This is a genomic window from Pseudomonas salmasensis (assembly GCF_014268375.2).
Taxonomy (GTDB): domain Bacteria; phylum Pseudomonadota; class Gammaproteobacteria; order Pseudomonadales; family Pseudomonadaceae; genus Aquipseudomonas; species Aquipseudomonas salmasensis.
In genome coordinates this window covers 2,659,574-2,677,085 of the sequence record NZ_CP077083.1, presented here as the reverse complement: position 1 = coordinate 2,677,085, position 17,512 = coordinate 2,659,574, and the positions used below count along the sequence as shown (strand labels likewise).

General features: G+C 60.0%; 16 protein-coding genes. 10 read left to right on the top strand and 6 right to left on the bottom strand.

The window, feature by feature from the left end; genetic code table 11:
- Positions 1-18: 18 nt before the first annotated feature.
- Positions 19-1,257: an MFS transporter gene (locus tag HU731_RS11805; protein ID WP_032895226.1), complete on the bottom strand. Its 1,239-nt coding sequence runs from the start codon at positions 1,255-1,257 to the stop codon at positions 19-21.
- A gap of 316 nt (positions 1,258-1,573) precedes the next feature.
- Between HU731_RS11805 and HU731_RS11800 the strand changes: the two genes are divergently transcribed.
- Genes HU731_RS11800 through HU731_RS11790 form a run of 3 tightly spaced genes read left to right on the top strand, consistent with a single transcriptional unit; the run spans position 1,574 to position 4,199 of the window.
- Positions 1,574-3,013, top strand: coding sequence for a cytochrome ubiquinol oxidase subunit I (locus HU731_RS11800; protein WP_003194330.1), 1,440 nt, complete (start codon positions 1,574-1,576; stop codon positions 3,011-3,013).
- A gap of 1 nt (position 3,014) precedes the next feature.
- Entirely contained in the window at positions 3,015-4,022 is a 1,008-nt protein-coding gene (cydB, locus tag HU731_RS11795) for a cytochrome d ubiquinol oxidase subunit II (protein WP_014720024.1), read from the top strand.
- Positions 4,023-4,034: 12 nt separating this feature from the next.
- Positions 4,035-4,199 (top strand): DUF2474 domain-containing protein, encoded by a 165-nt coding sequence (locus HU731_RS11790; protein ID WP_003194328.1) that lies wholly within the window; start codon positions 4,035-4,037, stop codon positions 4,197-4,199.
- Between the two features lie 129 nt (positions 4,200-4,328).
- On the opposite strand, the gene HU731_RS11785 is transcribed toward HU731_RS11790, so the two are convergent.
- Together HU731_RS11785 and HU731_RS11780 are read right to left on the bottom strand one after the other, a co-directional pair.
- Entirely contained in the window at positions 4,329-5,453 is a 1,125-nt protein-coding gene (locus tag HU731_RS11785) for a methyltransferase (protein ID WP_186607158.1), read from the bottom strand.
- Positions 5,454-5,593: 140 nt separating this feature from the next.
- Complete coding sequence (locus tag HU731_RS11780; protein WP_137204517.1) at positions 5,594-6,304, bottom strand: helix-turn-helix transcriptional regulator; 711 nt, start codon at positions 6,302-6,304, stop codon at positions 5,594-5,596.
- A gap of 446 nt (positions 6,305-6,750) precedes the next feature.
- Here HU731_RS11780 and HU731_RS11775 point away from each other — a divergent pair, with 446 nt between their 5' ends.
- Positions 6,751-7,527 carry a ferredoxin--NADP reductase gene (locus HU731_RS11775; protein WP_186607159.1) on the top strand — a complete coding sequence of 259 codons (777 nt, stop codon included), beginning with the start codon at positions 6,751-6,753 and terminating at the stop codon, positions 7,525-7,527.
- A 43-nt stretch (positions 7,528-7,570) separates the two neighbouring features.
- Here HU731_RS11775 and mscL read toward each other — a convergent pair whose 3' ends face one another.
- Entirely contained in the window at positions 7,571-7,987 is a 417-nt protein-coding gene (gene mscL / locus HU731_RS11770) for a large-conductance mechanosensitive channel protein MscL (RefSeq protein ID WP_003194320.1), read from the bottom strand.
- Between the two features lie 287 nt (positions 7,988-8,274).
- On the opposite strand from mscL, the gene katB reads away from it, so the two are divergent.
- From katB to radA, 3 genes are read left to right on the top strand one after another with little or no spacing between them, the layout of a single operon-like run.
- Positions 8,275-9,816 carry a catalase KatB gene (katB, locus tag HU731_RS11765; RefSeq protein WP_186607160.1) on the top strand — a complete coding sequence of 514 codons (1,542 nt, stop codon included), beginning with the start codon at positions 8,275-8,277 and terminating at the stop codon, positions 9,814-9,816.
- A 57-nt stretch (positions 9,817-9,873) separates the two neighbouring features.
- Complete coding sequence (locus tag HU731_RS11760) at positions 9,874-10,413, top strand: ankyrin repeat domain-containing protein (protein WP_186607161.1); 540 nt, start codon at positions 9,874-9,876, stop codon at positions 10,411-10,413.
- 35 nt (positions 10,414-10,448) lie between these two features.
- Complete coding sequence (gene radA / locus HU731_RS11755; RefSeq protein ID WP_003194313.1) at positions 10,449-11,816, top strand: DNA repair protein RadA; 1,368 nt, start codon at positions 10,449-10,451, stop codon at positions 11,814-11,816.
- A 129-nt stretch (positions 11,817-11,945) separates the two neighbouring features.
- Here radA and HU731_RS11750 read toward each other — a convergent pair whose 3' ends face one another.
- Positions 11,946-12,314 carry a PilZ domain-containing protein gene (locus tag HU731_RS11750; RefSeq protein WP_186607162.1) on the bottom strand — a complete coding sequence of 123 codons (369 nt, stop codon included), beginning with the start codon at positions 12,312-12,314 and terminating at the stop codon, positions 11,946-11,948.
- 174 nt (positions 12,315-12,488) lie between these two features.
- Here HU731_RS11750 and HU731_RS11745 point away from each other — a divergent pair, with 174 nt between their 5' ends.
- The 3 genes from HU731_RS11745 to yjiA all read left to right on the top strand — a co-directional run bounded on the left by HU731_RS11745 (position 12,489) and on the right by yjiA (position 15,884).
- Complete coding sequence (locus HU731_RS11745) at positions 12,489-14,555, top strand: carbon starvation CstA family protein (protein WP_014720014.1); 2,067 nt, start codon at positions 12,489-12,491, stop codon at positions 14,553-14,555.
- A gap of 15 nt (positions 14,556-14,570) precedes the next feature.
- Positions 14,571-14,768 (top strand): YbdD/YjiX family protein, encoded by a 198-nt coding sequence (locus HU731_RS11740; protein ID WP_003194308.1) that lies wholly within the window; start codon positions 14,571-14,573, stop codon positions 14,766-14,768.
- 156 nt (positions 14,769-14,924) lie between these two features.
- Positions 14,925-15,884, top strand: a complete 960-nt coding sequence (gene yjiA / locus HU731_RS11735; protein WP_186607163.1) for a GTPase — start codon at positions 14,925-14,927, stop codon at positions 15,882-15,884.
- Positions 15,885-16,010: 126 nt separating this feature from the next.
- On the opposite strand, the gene glyA is transcribed toward yjiA, so the two are convergent.
- Entirely contained in the window at positions 16,011-17,264 is a 1,254-nt protein-coding gene (gene glyA, locus HU731_RS11730) for a serine hydroxymethyltransferase (protein WP_003194304.1), read from the bottom strand.
- Positions 17,265-17,512 lie beyond the last annotated feature (248 nt).

Here is a 17,512-nt window from a genome sequence, read left to right as displayed (position 1 = left end):
AGGGTATGGCGGTGAAGCCTATGGCTTGGTTTCTTCCACCGGCACATGCATGCGATCCCGGTTAGCCAGAGTCGGGAACAGCTTGATCCACACTCCGGTCACCACCAGCGTACCAACCCCGCCCATCACCACCGCAGGCACGGTGCCAAACCAGTGGGCGGTTATCCCGGATTCGAACTCGCCCAATTGATTCGAGGCGCCGATAAACAGGCCATTGACCGCACTCACCCGCCCGCGCATTTCATCCGGCGTTTCCAACTGCACGAACGATGCACGGATCACCATGCTGATCATGTCCGCCGCGCCCAATACCACCAGCACCGCCAGGGAAAACCAGAACGAGGTCGACAGGCCGAAGGCGATGGTTGCCACCCCGAACACGCCGACGGCAGTGAACATCACGCGGCCCACCTGGCGGTCGACCGAAAAGCGCGCCAGCCACAGTGACATCAGCAACGCGCCCACGGCCGGTGCCGACCGCAGCAGGCCCAGCCCCCAGGCGCCGGTCAGCAGGATGTCCTTGGCGAACACCGGCAACAGCGCGGTGGCGCCGCCCAGCAGCACGGCAAACAGGTCCAGGGAGATGGCGCCGAGAATGTCCGGGCGGCTGCGGATAAAACGAATGCCGGCCAGCAGCGAGTCCAGGGTGGCCTTGGCTTTGTTCAGCGGAGTCTGGCGCGCGGGCAAGTTCAGGGTCAGCACGCAGGCGATCAGGTACAGCGCCACGGTGGGGCCGTACACCCACACGCTGCCAAAGGCGTAGAGCAACCCCCCAACGGCCGGTGCGACGATGGTCGCCAGCTGCTGGGCCGATTGCGAAGCGGCCACGGCGCGGGGGAACAGCGCGCTGGGCACGATGCTCGGCAACAGCGCCTGGGTGGTGGGCATTTCAAACGAGCGCGCGGCGCCCAGCAGGAAGGCGAGGATAAAGATCATCTCGCGGGTCACGTTGCCGGTCAGGCCACCGATGGCCAGGGACAAGGCAATCAGTGCCTGCAAGGTCTGGCAGATGGCTGCGACCCGGCGGCGCTCATAGCGATCCGCCACGTGCCCGGTGTGCAGCATGAACAGCACGCGCGGCACGAATTCCACCAGGCCGACCAGGCCCAGGTCCAGCACATTGCCGGTCAGTTGGTAGAGGTTCCAGCCAATCGCCACGGTGAGCATCTGGAAGCCGCTGGCGGTAAAGATCCGTGCCAGCCAGAACGCGATGAAAGGGCGGTGGTGACGTAACAGCAACGCAGGTTCACTGGGCATCGGCAATCAGGTCGGCAACGGGAGAATGGCGAGATTAGCATCAAGCTGTAACAAAGAGTTGCAAGAACTGAGCTGAGGCAAGCTGTCACGCGGCAAAAGACCACACAGTCCTACCGCAAAAATGGGACTACTCTTTCAACGATGCTTGATCCAGATCAAAACCTGCCCCGGGATTGTTCTGGCGGCCGCAAGGCCAGATTCCCCACGCGATGGGTAATAAAAGAAACGAATTGAAATTCGCCACACTCCATATCCGTGGGGGCAGTGGGTGCAGGCTCCCAGCCAGCAGCCGGTATTACCTGACAGAGGAAGACTTATGTTCGGTTTGGAGGCGCTAGATCTCGCCCGAATTCAATTCGCGTTCACCATCTCATTCCACATCCTGTTCCCGGCGATCACCATCGGCCTGGCCAGTTACCTTGCGGTGCTGGAGGGCTTGTGGCTCAAGACCCACAACGACACCTACCGTGACCTCTACCATTTCTGGTCGAAGATCTTTGCCGTCAACTTCGGCATGGGTGTGGTATCGGGCCTGGTCATGGCCTACCAATTCGGCACCAACTGGAGCCGCTTCTCGGACTTCGCCGGCGCCGTCACCGGGCCGTTGCTGACGTACGAAGTGCTCACGGCCTTCTTCCTCGAGGCTGGTTTCCTGGGCGTGATGTTGTTTGGCTGGAACAAGGTGGGGCGCAAGCTGCACTTTTTTGCCACGGTGATGGTGGCCGTGGGTACGTTGATCTCCACGTTCTGGATTCTTGCCTCCAACAGCTGGATGCAGACGCCCCAGGGTTTTGAAATCATCGATGGCCGCGTGATCCCGACCGACTGGCTGGCAGTGATCTTCAACCCGTCGTTCCCCTACCGCCTGATGCACATGGCCACGGCTGCTTTTGTTGCCACGGCGTTCTTCGTCGGCTCGTCGGCGGCCTGGCATTTGCTGCGCGGCAAGGACAACCCGGCGATCCGCAAAATGCTTTCGATGGCGATGTGGATGGCGCTGATCGTTGCGCCCATCCAGGCGGTGATCGGCGACTTCCATGGCCTTAATACCCTCAAGCATCAGCCGGCTAAAATCGCCGCGATTGAAGGCCACTGGGAAAATATCGGCAACGAGCCCACGCCGTTGATCCTGTTCGGCTGGCCGGACATGAAAGCCGAGAAAACCAAGTACGCGGTCGAGATCCCGTACCTGGGCAGCCTGATCCTGACTCACTCCCTGGACAAGCAGGTGCCGGCGCTCAAGGAGTTCCCGCCTGAAGACCGGCCCAACTCGACCATTGTGTTCTGGTCGTTCCGGGTCATGGTCGGCCTGGGGTTCCTGATGATCTTCACCGGTCTGTTCAGCCTGTGGCTGCGCCGGGGCGACAAGATGTACACCTCCAAACCGTTCCTGTACCTGGCGTTGTGGATGGGCCCATCTGGCCTGATTGCGATTCTGGCCGGTTGGTTCACCACCGAAATCGGTCGCCAGCCCTGGGTGGTCTACGGCTTGATGCGCACGGCAGATGCCTCCTCCGGGCATAGCCTGACGCAGATGACCATTACCCTGGTGTTGTTCGTGGTGGTGTACTTCGCGCTGTTCGGCGCGGGCCTGGGCTACATGATGCGCCTGGTGCGCAAAGGCCCTGTAACCCACGACAGTACCGAGCCGGCCCATGGTGGCCCTGGCCAGAAACGCACCCCGGCACGTCCGTTGTCTGCTGCCGACGATGGCAGTGATAACGACCACGACCACATCCAGCACAAGGGGAATTGAGATGGGTATTGATCTTCCGCTGATCTGGGCCGTGATCATCATCTTCGGCATCATGATGTACGTGGTCATGGACGGCTTCGACCTGGGGATTGGCATTCTTTTCCCGTTTATTCCGGGCAAAGTCGACCGTGACGTGATGATGAACACCGTGGCGCCCGTATGGGACGGCAACGAAACCTGGCTGGTACTCGGCGGCGCGGCGTTGTTCGGCGCGTTCCCGCTGGCCTATTCGGTGGTGTTGTCGGCGCTGTACCTGCCGCTGATCCTGATGCTGATCGGGCTGATCTTTCGCGGCGTAGCCTTTGAGTTCCGCTTCAAGGCCAAGGACCACAAGCGTCACCTGTGGGACAAAGCGTTTATTGGCGGCTCGCTGGCGGCGACCTTCTTCCAGGGCGTGGCGCTGGGCGCCTTTATCGACGGCATCCCCGTGGTGGACCGCCAGTTCGCCGGCGGCTCGCTGGACTGGCTCACGCCGTTCACGATGTTCTGCGGCGTGGCGCTGATCGTGGCGTATGCCTTGCTCGGCTGCACCTGGCTGATCATGAAGACCGAAGGCAAGTTGCAGGAGCAGATGCACAACCTGGCGCGGCCTTTGGCCTTCGTGGTGTTGGCGGTGATTGGTATCGTCAGCATCTGGACGCCGCTGACCCACCCGGAAATCGCTTCGCGCTGGTTTACCCTGCCGAACCTGTTCTGGTTCCTGCCGGTGCCGATCCTGGTGCTGGTCACCATGTACGGGCTGATCCGCGCCGTGGCACGTAACGCGCACTACACGCCGTTCCTGTTGACGCTGGTGCTGATTTTCCTCGGCTACAGCGGCCTGGGGATCAGCCTGTGGCCGAACATCATCCCGCCGTCCGTATCGATCTGGGATGCCGCCGCGCCGCCGCAAAGCCAGGGCTTCATGCTGGTGGGCACGCTGTTCATCATCCCGTTCATCCTGGGCTACACCTTCTGGAGCTACTACGTGTTCCGCGGCAAGGTCACCCACGAAGACGGCTATCACTAGGAGGGTTGAAACATGTCCAAACCTTCGTTGCACGAGATTGAACAGGCCGAGAAGCAGCCATTGTGGCGGCGCCTGGGGTGGCTGGCGATGATCTGGACCGGCAGCGTGCTGGCCCTGTTCGTGGTGGCCAGCCTGATGCGCATGTTCATGAATGCAGCAGGCCTGAGCACCCACTGACCCCAATACCAATAATGTAGGAGCGAGCTTGCTCGCGAAAAACTTAACGACGCCGCGTTTATTCAGTAAGCACGCGTTATCGTTGACGTTTTTCGCGAGCAAGCTCGCTCCTACAATAAGCAGGGGTTTTTATTTTCGCGCTTTGAGGATGACGAACTTGGGCGTGGCGGCTACTTGCTCTACACCACGGAACAGCCGCGCCAGCTTGCTGTGGTAGCCCAGGTGACGATTACCGACGATGTACAAGGCGCCACCGACCACCAGCGCTTCGCGTGCCTGCTGGAACATGCGCCAGGCGAGGAAGTCACCGACCACTTGTTGTTGGTGGAACGGTGGGTTGCACAGCACCACGTCCAGCGACTGCGGCTCCTGGCCGGCCAGGCCGTCTCCGGCCTGCACGGTGACGTCCCGTTCACCCAGGGCGGCTTGCCAGTTTTCGGCGGCCGATTGCACCGCCATGTACGACTCATCCACCAAGGTGTAGTGCGCATCGGGGTTGTGCAGGGCGCTGGCAATTGCCAGTACGCCGTTGCCGCAGCCCAGGTCCGCCACGCGGGCACTGCCCAGGTTTTTTGGCAGGTGCGGCAGGAAGGCGCGGGTGCCGATGTCCAGGCCTTCGCGGCAAAACACGTTGGCGTGGTTGCGCAACTCGATGACGGGCGCATCCAAGGTATAGCGGGTTGGGTAGGGCGAAACCGCAGCAGGGCGCTGCTCGACGCTGGCGATCAACAGCCGCGCTTTTTTGGCCGCCAATGAGGCGTGCATGGGGCCGATGTAACGCTCCAGCAATTCGCCCGCAGCCCGGGGCAAATGCTTGACCATTGCGCCTGCGATCACCTCGGCGCCGGGCGCCAGTTGCCCTTGCAGGCGGATCAGTTGTTCTTCCAGCAACGCCAGGGTTTTCGGCACGCGGATCAACACGCGGTCAAACGGCCCGGTCGCGAGTTGGCTGGCCGGTATGAAGGGCACGGCATCAAAGGGCTTGCCGTTGCGCACCAGGTTTTTTTCCAGGCCCTGAGCCGCGAGGAACGAGTCACCGCTGGAGGTCACCTGCGCCTGGCCTTGAAGGCTGGCCGCCAGGGCGCCGAAGCTGTCATTGAGGACCAGCACGCGGGTGGCGGCAGCGGGCTGTTGCGCGGCGAGGTGGCTGAGCAGGTATTCGTCGGCGGCATCGAAGGCTTGCAGCGGATCATTGTGTTGCTCTGGCTGACGAATCAGGTCGAGCTGGGCGAAAGGGCTGTCAAGCAGGGGCATGGCGGGGCAAGGCTCTGGGTAATCGACGGACCGTCTGAGTGAACGGCGGGGCAACCATGGGAAGCGCACCCTCAACACTCAGAATTGGCCGTAAATGTTACGTTTTTTTCAACGCGATGACATGCGGTGTTTTGCGTAGGCTAAAACAGCCCGGCTTTAGCGGCGCGCAGCACGGCCTGGATCTTGTTGTGCACGCCCAGCTTCTTGAAGGTACTGCTGATATGAAAGCCCACGGTGCGTTCGGACAGGCAAAGAATCGCGGCAATCTCGGAGGCAGTCTTGCCCATCGCGGACCACTTGAGAATTTCCGTTTCCCGGGCGGTCAATTTGCTGGGCGCTTTGATGTCGGGCGCGTCGGCGTACTTCTGCGCGACGACCGCATGCATCGCGTGGCAAAGCCACAACACCTGGCCGGCTTTTTCGTAAAGCTCTTGCGGGCTGACCTCGCCCTTGCTGCGAACCAGGGTCAGCATGCTGAATACCCCCTGGAAATCATGCACGGCTTGGGTCCAGCCTAAATGCACCCCGCAGGACTGGGCCAACTCCCACAACTGGGGGGTGTTGGCAAAGGTTTTTTGCTCCCAGAGAATGGGCAGTACCGAACTTTTGCAGTGGGTTACAACGGGGTCTACATCGAAGTAGTGTGCTTGTTTATAAATGTGGCTCCATTCGTTTGGATAGTTACTAAATAGAATGGGTTTTGTTTGAGTGTCTTGTGACTGGGAGCTCATCGTAAAAGAGCAATATTCGAAACCCAGTTCATAGGTGTGGTTAATCACCATCTCAAACACACTGGTGATTTCACTCTCGCCTTCCAGCTTGGGCAGCCGGGTGTTATGCCAATTGACCATCGATGACTCTCCATAGGTTTCTGTGTGACTTGGGTACGTCCTGATCTCCCAATGCAACTCGAAAACAAGTGTAGGGGAAGTCCTACAACTGAGTCTGAAAAATATTTTACTTACAGGGTTTGTTTCGCACGCCGGTTTTGTACAAGGCTTGAAGTTTTGTATAAGGGCACTTGGCAGCGGAAGTTTTTTCAACGTTTTTAATGTCTTAAAAACAGTATCAAAATGATGTCGTTGTAAGTGCTGTTTCATCTAGTGAGGTGTTCGGGGTGCATTAATAGCCAAATAATTAGTTCCACTGAGGCGCCCATGGTGTAGCCCCTGGCTGGCTCAAAAACGCGCGGGCCAGCTGCGCGGGCCTTCAGCGATTGCAAAGCCAGTACCAATCATCGGTGTTTGCGCGGCCTGTTTTGAGGGACACTAAAGGCCTGTGCAAAACGGAGCCCCCCATGACGGCCAGTGCTGAGAAATTTACCCGCCAGACCCTGCTCGATGTGCAATCGCTGACCCCCAGCCTGTTCACCCTGCGCACCACCCGCGATGCCGGTTTTCGTTTTACCGCCGGCCAGTTCGTGCGCCTGGGCGTTACCAAGGCGGATGGCAGCACCGTGTGGCGCGCCTATTCCATCGTGTCTTCGCCGTTTGACGAGCATCTGGATTTCTTTTCCATCGTGGTCCCCGGCGGTGAGTTCACCAGTGAACTGAGCCGCCTGAAGGTGGGCGATACCTTGCTGGTAGAGCGCCAGGCCACGGGTTTTCTGACCCTCAACCGTTTTGTCGACGGGCGCGACCTGTGGTTGCTGGGAACCGGTACGGGCGTTGCGCCGTTCCTGTCGATCCTGCAGGACTTCGAAGCCTGGGAAAAATTCGAGCGCATCATCCTGGTGTACAGCGCCCGGGAAGCCAAGGAACTGGCCTACCAGTCCCTGATCAACACACTGGGTGAGCGCGAATACCTGGCCGACTACGCCCACAAGCTCACCTACATTCCCATCGTCACCCGCGAGCTGCATCCGGGCGCATTGAACGGGCGTATTACGGCCTTGATCGAAAATGGCGAACTGGAGCGGGCCGCCGGCGTGGAGCTGACGGCGCAGGATTCGCGCGTACTGATTTGCGGCAACCCGCAGATGGTCGATGACACGCGCCAGTTGCTCAAGCAGCGGGACATGCAACTGAGCCTGAGCCGACGGCCTGGCCAGGTGGCGGTAGAAAACTACTGGTAGAAAAAAGGCGCCTTGCGAGGCGCCTTTTTTTTGCAACCGCGGGTTAAAGCGGCTTGTTGTTCTGTGCCTTGAGCAGATCGCGGATCTCGCCCAGCAGCACTTCTTCCTTGCTCGGCGTCGGCGGCAGGCTTGGGGCCACGGCTTCTTCGCGCTTCAGACGGTTGATTGCCTTCACGCCCATGAAGATTGCAAACGCGACGATCACAAAGTCGATGATGCTCTGGATGAACTTGCCGTACGCCAGCACAACCGCAGGTACATCACCCTGTGCTGCCTTGAGCGTGATGGCCAGATCGGCAAAGTCCACACCACCGATCAGCAGGCCGATGGGAGGCATTATCACGTCGCCTACAAATGAGGAAACAATCTTGCCGAAGGCGGCACCGATGATGATACCGACGGCCATGTCGACCACATTACCTTTGACCGCGAAGGCCTTGAACTCACTGATCACGCCCATAGGTTATTCCTTGTTACAGTTGAGGAGGGTGGAGGTCAGTGTAATTCAGTCGAACAGCGCTTGCTCGACACAACTGTTAACACTGTCGGTTTTTATCGACACATCAAATCGCAAATAGTTTGCAAAGTGCCATCAATCGCGCGCGAATTACCGGCTATTTCAGCGAGTTACCAGATTTTTTTCTTAATCGGGCCTGTGGTGTTTTTCTATTTATCTTCTGACTCGCAGGTCACTAGCCTCTGGCAAGCACAACTGAATGTGCATTAAAAAAACCAGAGGAAACCTCGATGAACACTCCAATCAGCCGCAGGCCCGTGTCGGCGCGCCACGCGCTGGCCCTGGTGACCGCCAGCCTGCTTTCCCTCTCTGTGCAAGCCGCCAACCTGACCCGCGATAACGGGGCCAACGTCGGTGATAACCAGAACTCCCAGACCGCCGGCGCCAACGGCCCGGTGTTACTGCAAGACGTGCAACTGATCCAGAAGCTGCAGCGCTTCGACCGCGAACGCATCCCGGAGCGCGTGGTGCACGCACGCGGCACGGGCGCCCATGGCACCTTCACCGTGACCGACAACCTCAGCGACCTGACCAAGGCCAAGGTATTCGCCGCCGGTGAAACCACACCGGTGTTCGTGCGCTTCTCGGCCGTGGTGCATGGCAACCACTCCCCGGAAACCCTGCGCGACCCACGAGGCTTCGCCACCAAGTTCTATACCGCCGAAGGTAACTGGGACCTGGTCGGTAATAACTTCCCTACCTTCTTTATTCGCGATGCCATCAAGTTCCCGGACATGGTCCATGCCTTTAAACCGGACCCTCGCACTAACCTAGACGATGACTCGCGTCGTTTCGACTTCTTCTCCCATGTTCCAGAGTCCACTCGTACACTGACCGAGTTGTACTCGGACTCCGGCACCCCAGCCAGTTACCGCGAAATGGACGGCAATGGCGTACATGCCTACAAGTTGATTAACACTAAAGGTGAAGTGCACTACGTCAAGTTCCACTGGAAGAGCCTGCAGGGCATCAAGAATTTGGATCCAAAACAAGTCGGCGAAGTGCAAGGCCGTGATTACAGCCATATGACCAATGACTTGGTCACGCACATCAACAAAGGCGACTTCCCTAAGTGGGACTTGTATGTGCAAGTGCTCAAGCCTGAAGACCTGGCCAAGTTTGATTTCGACCCACTGGATGCCACCAAGATCTGGCCAAATGTGCCCGAGCGCAAAGTCGGGCAAATGGTGCTGAACCGCAACCCGGCCAATGTGTTCCAGGAAACCGAGCAAGTGGCGATGGCCCCGGCCAACCTGGTACCGGGTATCGAGCCGTCGGAAGACCGCTTGCTGCAAGGTCGGGTGTTCTCCTACGCCGATACGCAGATGTACCGCCTGGGCGCGAACGCCCTGCAACTGCCGATCAACGCTCCACGGGTCACCGTCAACAACGGCAACCAGGATGGCGCGATGAATTTCGGCAAGACCACCACCGGCGTGAACTACCAGCCCAGCCGCTTGTTGCCACGGGAAGAGCCGCAAGCGGCGCGCTACAGCCAGTCGCCGTTGTCGGGCAGCACCCAGCAGGCCAAGATCCAGCGTGAGCAGAACTTCAAGCAGGCCGGTGATCTGTACCGTTCCTACACCAAGAAAGAGCGCGAGGACTTGATCAACAACTTCGGCGGCTCATTGGCCACCACCGATGACGAGAGCAAGCACATCATCCTGTCGTTCCTCTACAAGGCGGATCCGGAATACGGCACCGGCGTAGCCAAAGTCGCCAAGGGCGACCTGGCTCGCGTGAAGGCGCTGGCGGAAAAACTGACTGACTGATTCGTTGGTTGCGGTCGGCGCCTTCACGGGCGTCGACCTTTGGCAGGAGAACACCCTATGCGCATCTCTATCGGCTTATTGATGGCCATGCTGGCCTTCGCTGCCCATGCCGAGTCCCCCGACCCGGTGGCGCTCAAGGCACAGTTACAGGACTATTATTTCGACGCCGCCCGTCGTGGCGACCTCGACATGCTCAACACCTTCATTGAGTCCGGCTACGGCCTCAATGCCCAGGACGACAAGGGCTACACCGCGTTGATCCTGGCTGCTTATCACGGCCAGGGCCCGTATGTGGAGCGTCTGCTCGATGCCGGCGCCGACGCCTGTGTGCAGGATAAGCGCGGCAACACGGCGTTGATGGGCGCCATCTTCAAAGGCGAGCTGAAAATCGCCCAGCGCCTGTTGGCCACCGACTGCAACCCCGACCAACGCAACGGCGCAGGGCAGACCGCCGCCATGTACGCCGGGTTGTTCAAGCGCGTCGAGTTGCTGGGCGCGCTGCAAGCCAAAGGCGCCGACCTGAACGCCGAAGACCCCGTCGGTAACAGCGCTTCACGTTTGGCTAATGGCGAAATCCGGACCCCAGCGTCGCGCTGAGCTATCATCGCGGTTTTTCGGTTGGAGGTTCTCATATGGCAAAGGCCAAGCGCATGTACGGCTGCACAGAGTGCGGCGCGACCTTTCCCAAATGGGCGGGCCAATGCTCCGAATGCGGCGCGTGGAACACCCTGACTGAAACCATGATCGAGAGTGGCGGTGCCGCAGCCCCCACCGGCCGTGCCGGCTGGACCGGGCAACAGGCGCAGATCAAGACCCTGGCCGAAGTCAGCGTCGAAGAGATCCCACGCTTTTCCACCGCCTCCGGCGAACTGGACCGGGTCTTGGGCGGTGGCCTGGTGGACGGCTCGGTGGTGCTGATCGGCGGTGACCCTGGCATCGGCAAGTCCACGATCCTGCTGCAAACCCTGTGCAGCATCGCCAGCCGCATGCCTGCGCTGTACGTCACCGGCGAAGAGTCCCAGCAGCAAGTGGCCATGCGCGCCCGGCGCCTGGGTTTGCCCCAGGACCAGTTGCGGGTCATGACCGAAACCTGCATCGAAAGCATCATCGCCACGGCGCGCATCGAAAAGCCCAAGGTCATGGTCATCGACTCGATCCAGACGATTTTCACCGAACAACTGCAATCGGCACCCGGCGGCGTGTCTCAGGTGCGCGAAAGCGCGGCGCTGCTGGTGCGCTACGCCAAGCAGAGCGGCACGGCGATCTTCCTGGTCGGCCACGTCACCAAGGAGGGCGCACTGGCCGGGCCACGGGTGTTGGAACACATGGTCGACACCGTGTTGTATTTCGAAGGGGAATCCGACGGCCGCCTGCGCCTGCTGCGGGCGGTGAAGAACCGCTTTGGCGCCGTCAACGAGCTGGGTGTATTTGCCATGACCGACCGGGGGCTGAAAGAAGTCTCGAACCCCTCGGCGATCTTTCTCACCCGCGCCCAGGAAGAAGTCCCAGGCAGTGTGGTGATGGCGACGTGGGAAGGCACCCGGCCGATGCTGGTGGAAGTCCAGGCGCTGGTGGATGACAGCCATTTGGCCAACCCACGGCGCGTCACCCTGGGCCTGGACCAGAACCGCCTGGCGATGTTGCTGGCGGTGCTGCACCGACATGGCGGCATTCCGACTCACGACCAGGATGTGTTCCTCAACGTGGTGGGCGGGGTCAAGGTGCTGGAGACTGCGTCCGACCTGGCGTTGATGGCGGCGGTGATGTCCAGCCTGCGTAATCGGCCGCTGCCCCATGATTTGCTGGTGTTTGGTGAGGTGGGTTTGTCGGGCGAAGTGCGCCCGGTGCCGAGTGGGCAGGAGCGCTTGAAGGAGGCGGCCAAGCATGGCTTCAAACGGGCGATTGTGCCCAAGGGCAATGCGCCGAAAGAGGCGCCGCCGGGGTTGCAGATTATTGCAGTGACACGGCTGGAGCAGGCGTTGGATGCGCTGTTCGAATAACCCGCAACACTGCTGAACCCCTGTGGGAGCTGGCTTGCCTGCGATAGCGGCGGGTCAGCTTACCCATCCTTGTCTGATACACCGCCATCGCAGGCAAGCCAGCTCCCACATTTTGATTGATGTGTGTTTTCAGATCTCCAGCAGGGCGCCCAGCTCGCGCTCCAGCTCTTGCTCATCACCCAGGTTCAACTCAACGAACCTGCGCAAATGGCTGATCGAATCCAGATCAATGTGTTTGCACACGAAGCCCAATTGCCCAGGATCTTCATGGGTCAGCCGCGCTTGCAGCTTTATATGTGTCTTCTGGTCCAGGCGTATGTCGACGTCAAAGGGCAGCGCTTTATTCCCCTTCCAGTCGTCAGGCCGTTCCACCAGCAAACCCTTGAGTGATAGATCCAGCAGCTTCACCGGCCATTCGCTGCCGTTTTGCCGAAGTTCGGCCGTAGCATCAAAGGCAATCCGGCGAAAACGGCGACGGTCGGACGCATGCTTGGTCATGGTAAAGCCCTCTGTGAATGGGAGGAGTGTAGCCCGGGGCCATCAAGGGGCGTTTATTTCGGCTTTTTTTACCGGTTGAAGGCTCTAGACCAACGTAGGGGGCTGGTCTTTAAGGCCAGTAGCGCTAAACTCGGGCTGGCTGTCCTTTCTGTCCACCCTGGCTGGAATATAAAAATGAAAAATAATAATAGCCTGCTACGCCACTTACCCTGGCTGGTGCTGGCAATTGTAGGAGCGTGCGCCCTGGGCGTAGTGGCCTTGCGCCGCGGCGAGGCGATCAACGCCTTGTGGATTGTGGTCGCTGCAGTGGCCATCTACCTGGTTGCGTACCGTTACTACAGTCTGTTCATCGCCAATAACGTGATGCAACTCGACCCTCGGCGGGCAACCCCTGCGGTGGTCAACAACGATGGTCTGGACTATGTGCCGACCAACAAACACATTCTTTTCGGTCACCACTTTGCGGCGATTGCCGGTGCAGGCCCGTTGGTCGGCCCGGTGCTGGCGGCGCAAATGGGCTATCTGCCCGGCACCCTCTGGCTGATTGCCGGGGTGGTGCTGGCCGGTGCGGTGCAAGACTTCATGGTCCTGTTCCTGTCCACCCGTCGTAACGGCCGTTCCCTGGGGGATATGGTTCGCGAAGAGATGGGCCGCATTCCCGGGACCATCGCGCTGTTCGGCTGCTTCCTGATCATGATCATCATCCTCGCGGTGCTGGCGCTGATCGTGGTCAAGGCCCTGGCCGAGAGCCCATGGGGCATCTTCACGGTGATGGCGACCATCCCGATCGCGATGTTCATGGGCATCTACATGCGCTACATCCGCCCGGGCCGCATCGGTGAAATCTCGATCATCGGCGTGCTGTTGCTGCTGGGTTCGATCTGGCTGGGCGGGCAGATTGCCGCTGACCCGGTGTGGGCCAAGGCGTTCACCTTCACCGGTATCCAGATCACCTGGATGCTGATCGGCTACGGTTTCGTGGCCGCTGTGCTGCCGGTGTGGCTGATCCTGGCGCCCCGCGACTACCTGTCGACGTTCCTGAAAATCGGCACCATCATCGCCCTGGCGATTGGCATCCTGATCACCATGCCTGATCTGAAAATGCCAGCGCTTACCCAGTTCATCGACGGCACCGGCCCGGTGTGGAAGGGCGGCCTGTTCCCGTTCCTGTTCATCACCATTGCCTGTGGCGCGGTCTCGGGCTTCCATGCGCTGATCTCCTCGGGCACCACGCCCAAGCTGCTGGCCAGCGAAAGCCATGCCCGTTACATCGGTTACGGCGGCATGCTGATGGAGTCGTTCGTGGCCATCATGGCGATGGTTGCCGCCTCGGTGATCGAGCCGGGCGTGTACTTCGCCATGAACAGCCCGGCCGCCATTGTCGGCACCGACGTGGTTACCGTGGCGCAGACGGTCAGCAGTTGGGGCTTTGCCATTACGCCTGAGGCGCTCTCTGCCGTGGCCCACGATATCGGTGAAACCACCATCCTGGCGCGTGCCGGTGGTGCACCGACGTTGGCAGTGGGTATCGCGCAGATCCTGCACAGTGTGCTGCCGGGTGAAAACACCATGGCGTTCTGGTACCACTTTGCGATCCTGTTCGAAGCGCTGTTCATCCTCACGGCGGTCGACGCCGGTACCCGTGCCGGTCGTTTCATGCTGCAAGACCTGCTGGGTTCGTTCGTGCCGGCGCTCAAACGCACCGAGTCCTGGACCGCCAACCTGATCGCCACGGCCGGTTGCGTGGCCATGTGGGGCTACTTGCTGTACCAAGGCGTGATCGACCCGCTGGGTGGCATCAACACCTTGTGGCCGCTGTTCGGTATCTCCAACCAGATGCTGGCCGGTATCGCGCTGATGCTGGCGACCGTTGTGCTGATCAAGATGAAGCGCCAGCGTTACATCTGGGTGACCATGTTGCCAGCGGTGTGGCTGTTGATCTGCACCACCACGGCGGGCTTCATCAAGCTGTTCGACGCCAACCCGGCGATCGGCTTCCTGTCGCTGGCCAAGAAATACAGCGATGCCCTGGCTAACGGCCAGATCCTGGCTCCGGCCAAGAGCATCGACCAGATGCAGCACGTGATCTGGAACGCCTACACCAACGCAACGCTGACGGCGCTGTTCCTGTTCGTGGTGTTCAGCATCCTGTTCTATGCGCTCAAGGTGGGTGTCGCCGCCTGGGGCAACAAAGAGCGTACGGATAAAGAAGCCCCGTTCCAGGCTGTACCGGACGCGTAAACGAGGATTGCAAACATGTTCAATGACATCAGTCGCCTCGGTAAATACCTCGGTCAGGCCGCCCGCCTGATGGTCGGCATGCCCGACTACGACACCTACGTCGAGCATATGCAAACCAAACACCCGGACAAGCCGGTGATGGACTACAAGGCGTTCTTCCGGGAACGCCAGGAAGCCCGTTACGGCGGCAAGGGTGGGCCCAAGTGCTGCTAAGTTGGTAAAACTGCCTTACCTGTAGGAGCGAGCTTGCTCGCGAAAAACCCAAGGACACCACGTGCATCCAGACAGCACGCGTTATCGTTGACGTTCTTCGCGAGCAAGCTCGCTCCTACAGTTGTTTTTGCGTCCCCATTTTTCAGGAGAATCTCTTTGTCCTCTCCCATCCCCGTCACCATCCTCAGCGGCTTCCTCGGCGCCGGCAAGACCACCTTGCTGCGCCACCTGCTCAAAGCCGAGCACGGCTTGAAAATCGCCGTGATCGAAAACGAATTCAGTGACGCCGGTATCGACACCCAACTGCTGGGCGACGAGCCGGTGCAAGTGATGACCCTGTCCAACGGCTGCGTGTGCTGCACCATCCACACCGACCTGACCAAAGCCCTGTACCTGCTGCTTGAGCGCCTGGACAGCGGCGAGATCGCCTTCGACCGCCTGGTGATCGAATGCACCGGCCTGGCCGACCCCGCACCGGTGGCCCAGACCTTTTTCATCGACGAAGAACTGCGCGAGCGCTATATCCTCGACGGCATCATCACCCTGGTGGATGCGGCCCACGCCGAGCATCACCTGACCCAGACCATCGCCCAGGCCCAGATCGGCTTTGCCGACCGCCTGTTGGTGAGCAAGCGCGACCTGGTAGACGATGCCACCTTCGACGCCCTCAGCCAGCGCCTCACCCGCATCAACCGCCGTGCGCCGATTCGTGTGGTGGACCACGGCAAGATTGACCTGGCCGAATTACTGGATGTGCGCGGTTTCAACCTCAACGCCGGCATGAGCCTGCGCCCGGTGAGTGCAGCGCCTTCGGTCGACCGTATTTCCAGCCTGGTGCTGCGCACCGACCAGCCGCTGGATATCGACCGCCTCAGCGAGTTTATGAATGAACTGCTGGAAGACCATGGCAAGCAACTGCTGCGTTACAAAGGCGTATTGAACATTGCCGGGGAGGATCGCCGCATGGTGTTCCAGGGCGTGTTGAAGCTGTATGGCTTCGACTGGGATACCGAATGGGCTGAGGGCGAGGCGCGGGAGAGTGTGATCGTGTTTATTGCCGATGAGCTGCCCGAAGACAAGATCCGCCAAGGCTTTGCGCGGGTCTATCAGGCATAAAAAAGCCCACTTGTAGGAGCGAGCTTGCTCGCGAAGAACTAACAGGCAACGCATGCACCCAAGATGCACGCGTTATCGTTGACGTTTTTCGCGAGCAAGCCCGCTCCTACAGTGGGCTTCTTTGTATTACGCGCCGTATACCGGCAGCTTCTTGCAGATGGCCTTGACCTTCTCACGTACCGCGTCGATCACGGCTTCGTTGTTCAGGTCGGCCAGGATGTCGCAGATCCAGCCGGCCAGTTCCTTGCACTCGGCTTCCTTGAAACCACGGGTGGTCACAGCCGGTGTGCCGAAGCGCAGGCCGGAGGTGACGAACGGCGAACGTGGGTCGTTTGGCACGGAGTTCTTGTTCACGGTGATGAAGGCTTTGCCCAGGGCAGCGTCAGCATCTTTACCGGAAATGTCCTGCTTGATCAGCGACAGCAGGAACAGGTGGTTTTCGGTACCGCCGGACACCACGTCAAAACCGCGCTCGATGAACACGCTGGCCATGGTCTTGGCGTTCTTGACCACTTGCTGCTGGTAGGTCTTGAACTCAGGCTGCAGCGCTTCCTTGAAGCAGATCGCCTTGGCCGCGATCACGTGCTCCAGCGGGCCGCCTTGGGCGCCCGGGAAAACGGCGGAGTTGAGCTTCTTCTCGATCTCGGCGTTGGCACGCGCCAGGATCAGGCCGCCACGTGGACCGCGCAGGGTCTTGTGGGTCGTGGTGGTGACCACGTCGGCGTAAGGCACTGGGTTGGGGTAAACGCCCGCAGCCACCAGACCGGCCACGTGGGCCATGTCGACGAACAGGTAGGCACCCACCTTGTCGGCGATTTCACGGAAGCGTGGGAAATCCAGGATCTGCGAGTAGGCAGAGAAACCGGCCACGATCATTTTTGGCTTGTGCTCGACCGCCAGGCGCTCGACTTCGTCGTAGTCGATCAGACCGTTGGCATCGATACCGTACTGAACGGCGTTGTACAGCTTGCCGGAGGACGAAACCGTGGCGCCGTGGGTCAGGTGACCGCCGTGGGCCAGGCTCATGCCCAGGATGGTGTCGCCGCCTTGCAGCAGGGCCAGGTACACGGCGCTGTTGGCTTGGGAACCGGCGTGTGGCTGGACGTTGGCATAATCGGCGCCGAACAGCTCTTTTGCACGGTCGATGGCCAACTGCTCAACCACGTCGACGTACTCGCAGCCACCGTAGTAGCGCTTGCCTGGGTAGCCTTCGGCGTACTTGTTGGTCAGAACCGAACCTTGAGCCTCCATCACCGCAGGGCTGGTGTAGTTTTCCGAAGCGATCAGCTCAATGTGCTCTTCCTGGCGCACGGCTTCTTGCTCCATGGCGGCGAAGAGATCGGCGTCGTACTTGGCAATAGTCAAATCACGGCTGAACATGGCGGTCCTCAAGGATCGGGGGCAGAAAAGGAGGGCATTCTAACCCAATGGGTTTTAGATGGCATATGAAAGGACATCATGTCGCGGACAAGTGGGGTTCATCTGGGGATGGGCGGTGTCGGTACTGGCCCCATCGCCTTCTTCTGTAGGAGCGAGCTTGCTCGCGAAAAACGTCAACGATAACGCGTGCATCCTGAATGAACGCGGCGCCTGTGAGTTTTTCGCGAGCAAGCTCGCTCCTACAAAAA

Excerpts from the sequence above, each read along its gene's own strand:
- HU731_RS11745 (WP_014720014.1), top strand. The coding sequence starts at position 12,489 with ATGAAAAATAATAATAGCCTGCTACGCCACTTACCCTGGCTGGTGCTG.
- HU731_RS11780 (WP_137204517.1), bottom strand. The coding sequence starts at position 6,304 with ATGGTCAATTGGCATAACACCCGGCTGCCCAAGCTGGAAGGCGAGAGT.
- HU731_RS11750 (WP_186607162.1), bottom strand. The coding sequence starts at position 12,314 with ATGACCAAGCATGCGTCCGACCGTCGCCGTTTTCGCCGGATTGCCTTT.
- HU731_RS11790 (WP_003194328.1), top strand. The coding sequence starts at position 4,035 with ATGTCCAAACCTTCGTTGCACGAGATTGAACAGGCCGAGAAGCAGCCA.
- HU731_RS11800 (WP_003194330.1), top strand. The coding sequence starts at position 1,574 with ATGTTCGGTTTGGAGGCGCTAGATCTCGCCCGAATTCAATTCGCGTTC.
- HU731_RS11760 (WP_186607161.1), top strand. The coding sequence starts at position 9,874 with ATGCGCATCTCTATCGGCTTATTGATGGCCATGCTGGCCTTCGCTGCC.
- cydB (WP_014720024.1), top strand. The coding sequence starts at position 3,015 with ATGGGTATTGATCTTCCGCTGATCTGGGCCGTGATCATCATCTTCGGC.
- radA (WP_003194313.1), top strand. The coding sequence starts at position 10,449 with ATGGCAAAGGCCAAGCGCATGTACGGCTGCACAGAGTGCGGCGCGACC.
- HU731_RS11775 (WP_186607159.1), top strand. The coding sequence starts at position 6,751 with ATGACGGCCAGTGCTGAGAAATTTACCCGCCAGACCCTGCTCGATGTG.
- HU731_RS11740 (WP_003194308.1), top strand. The coding sequence starts at position 14,571 with ATGTTCAATGACATCAGTCGCCTCGGTAAATACCTCGGTCAGGCCGCC.
- glyA (WP_003194304.1), bottom strand. The coding sequence starts at position 17,264 with ATGTTCAGCCGTGATTTGACTATTGCCAAGTACGACGCCGATCTCTTC.
- HU731_RS11805 (WP_032895226.1), bottom strand. The coding sequence starts at position 1,257 with ATGCCCAGTGAACCTGCGTTGCTGTTACGTCACCACCGCCCTTTCATC.
- mscL (WP_003194320.1), bottom strand. The coding sequence starts at position 7,987 with ATGGGCGTGATCAGTGAGTTCAAGGCCTTCGCGGTCAAAGGTAATGTG.
- katB (WP_186607160.1), top strand. The coding sequence starts at position 8,275 with ATGAACACTCCAATCAGCCGCAGGCCCGTGTCGGCGCGCCACGCGCTG.
- HU731_RS11785 (WP_186607158.1), bottom strand. The coding sequence starts at position 5,453 with ATGCCCCTGCTTGACAGCCCTTTCGCCCAGCTCGACCTGATTCGTCAG.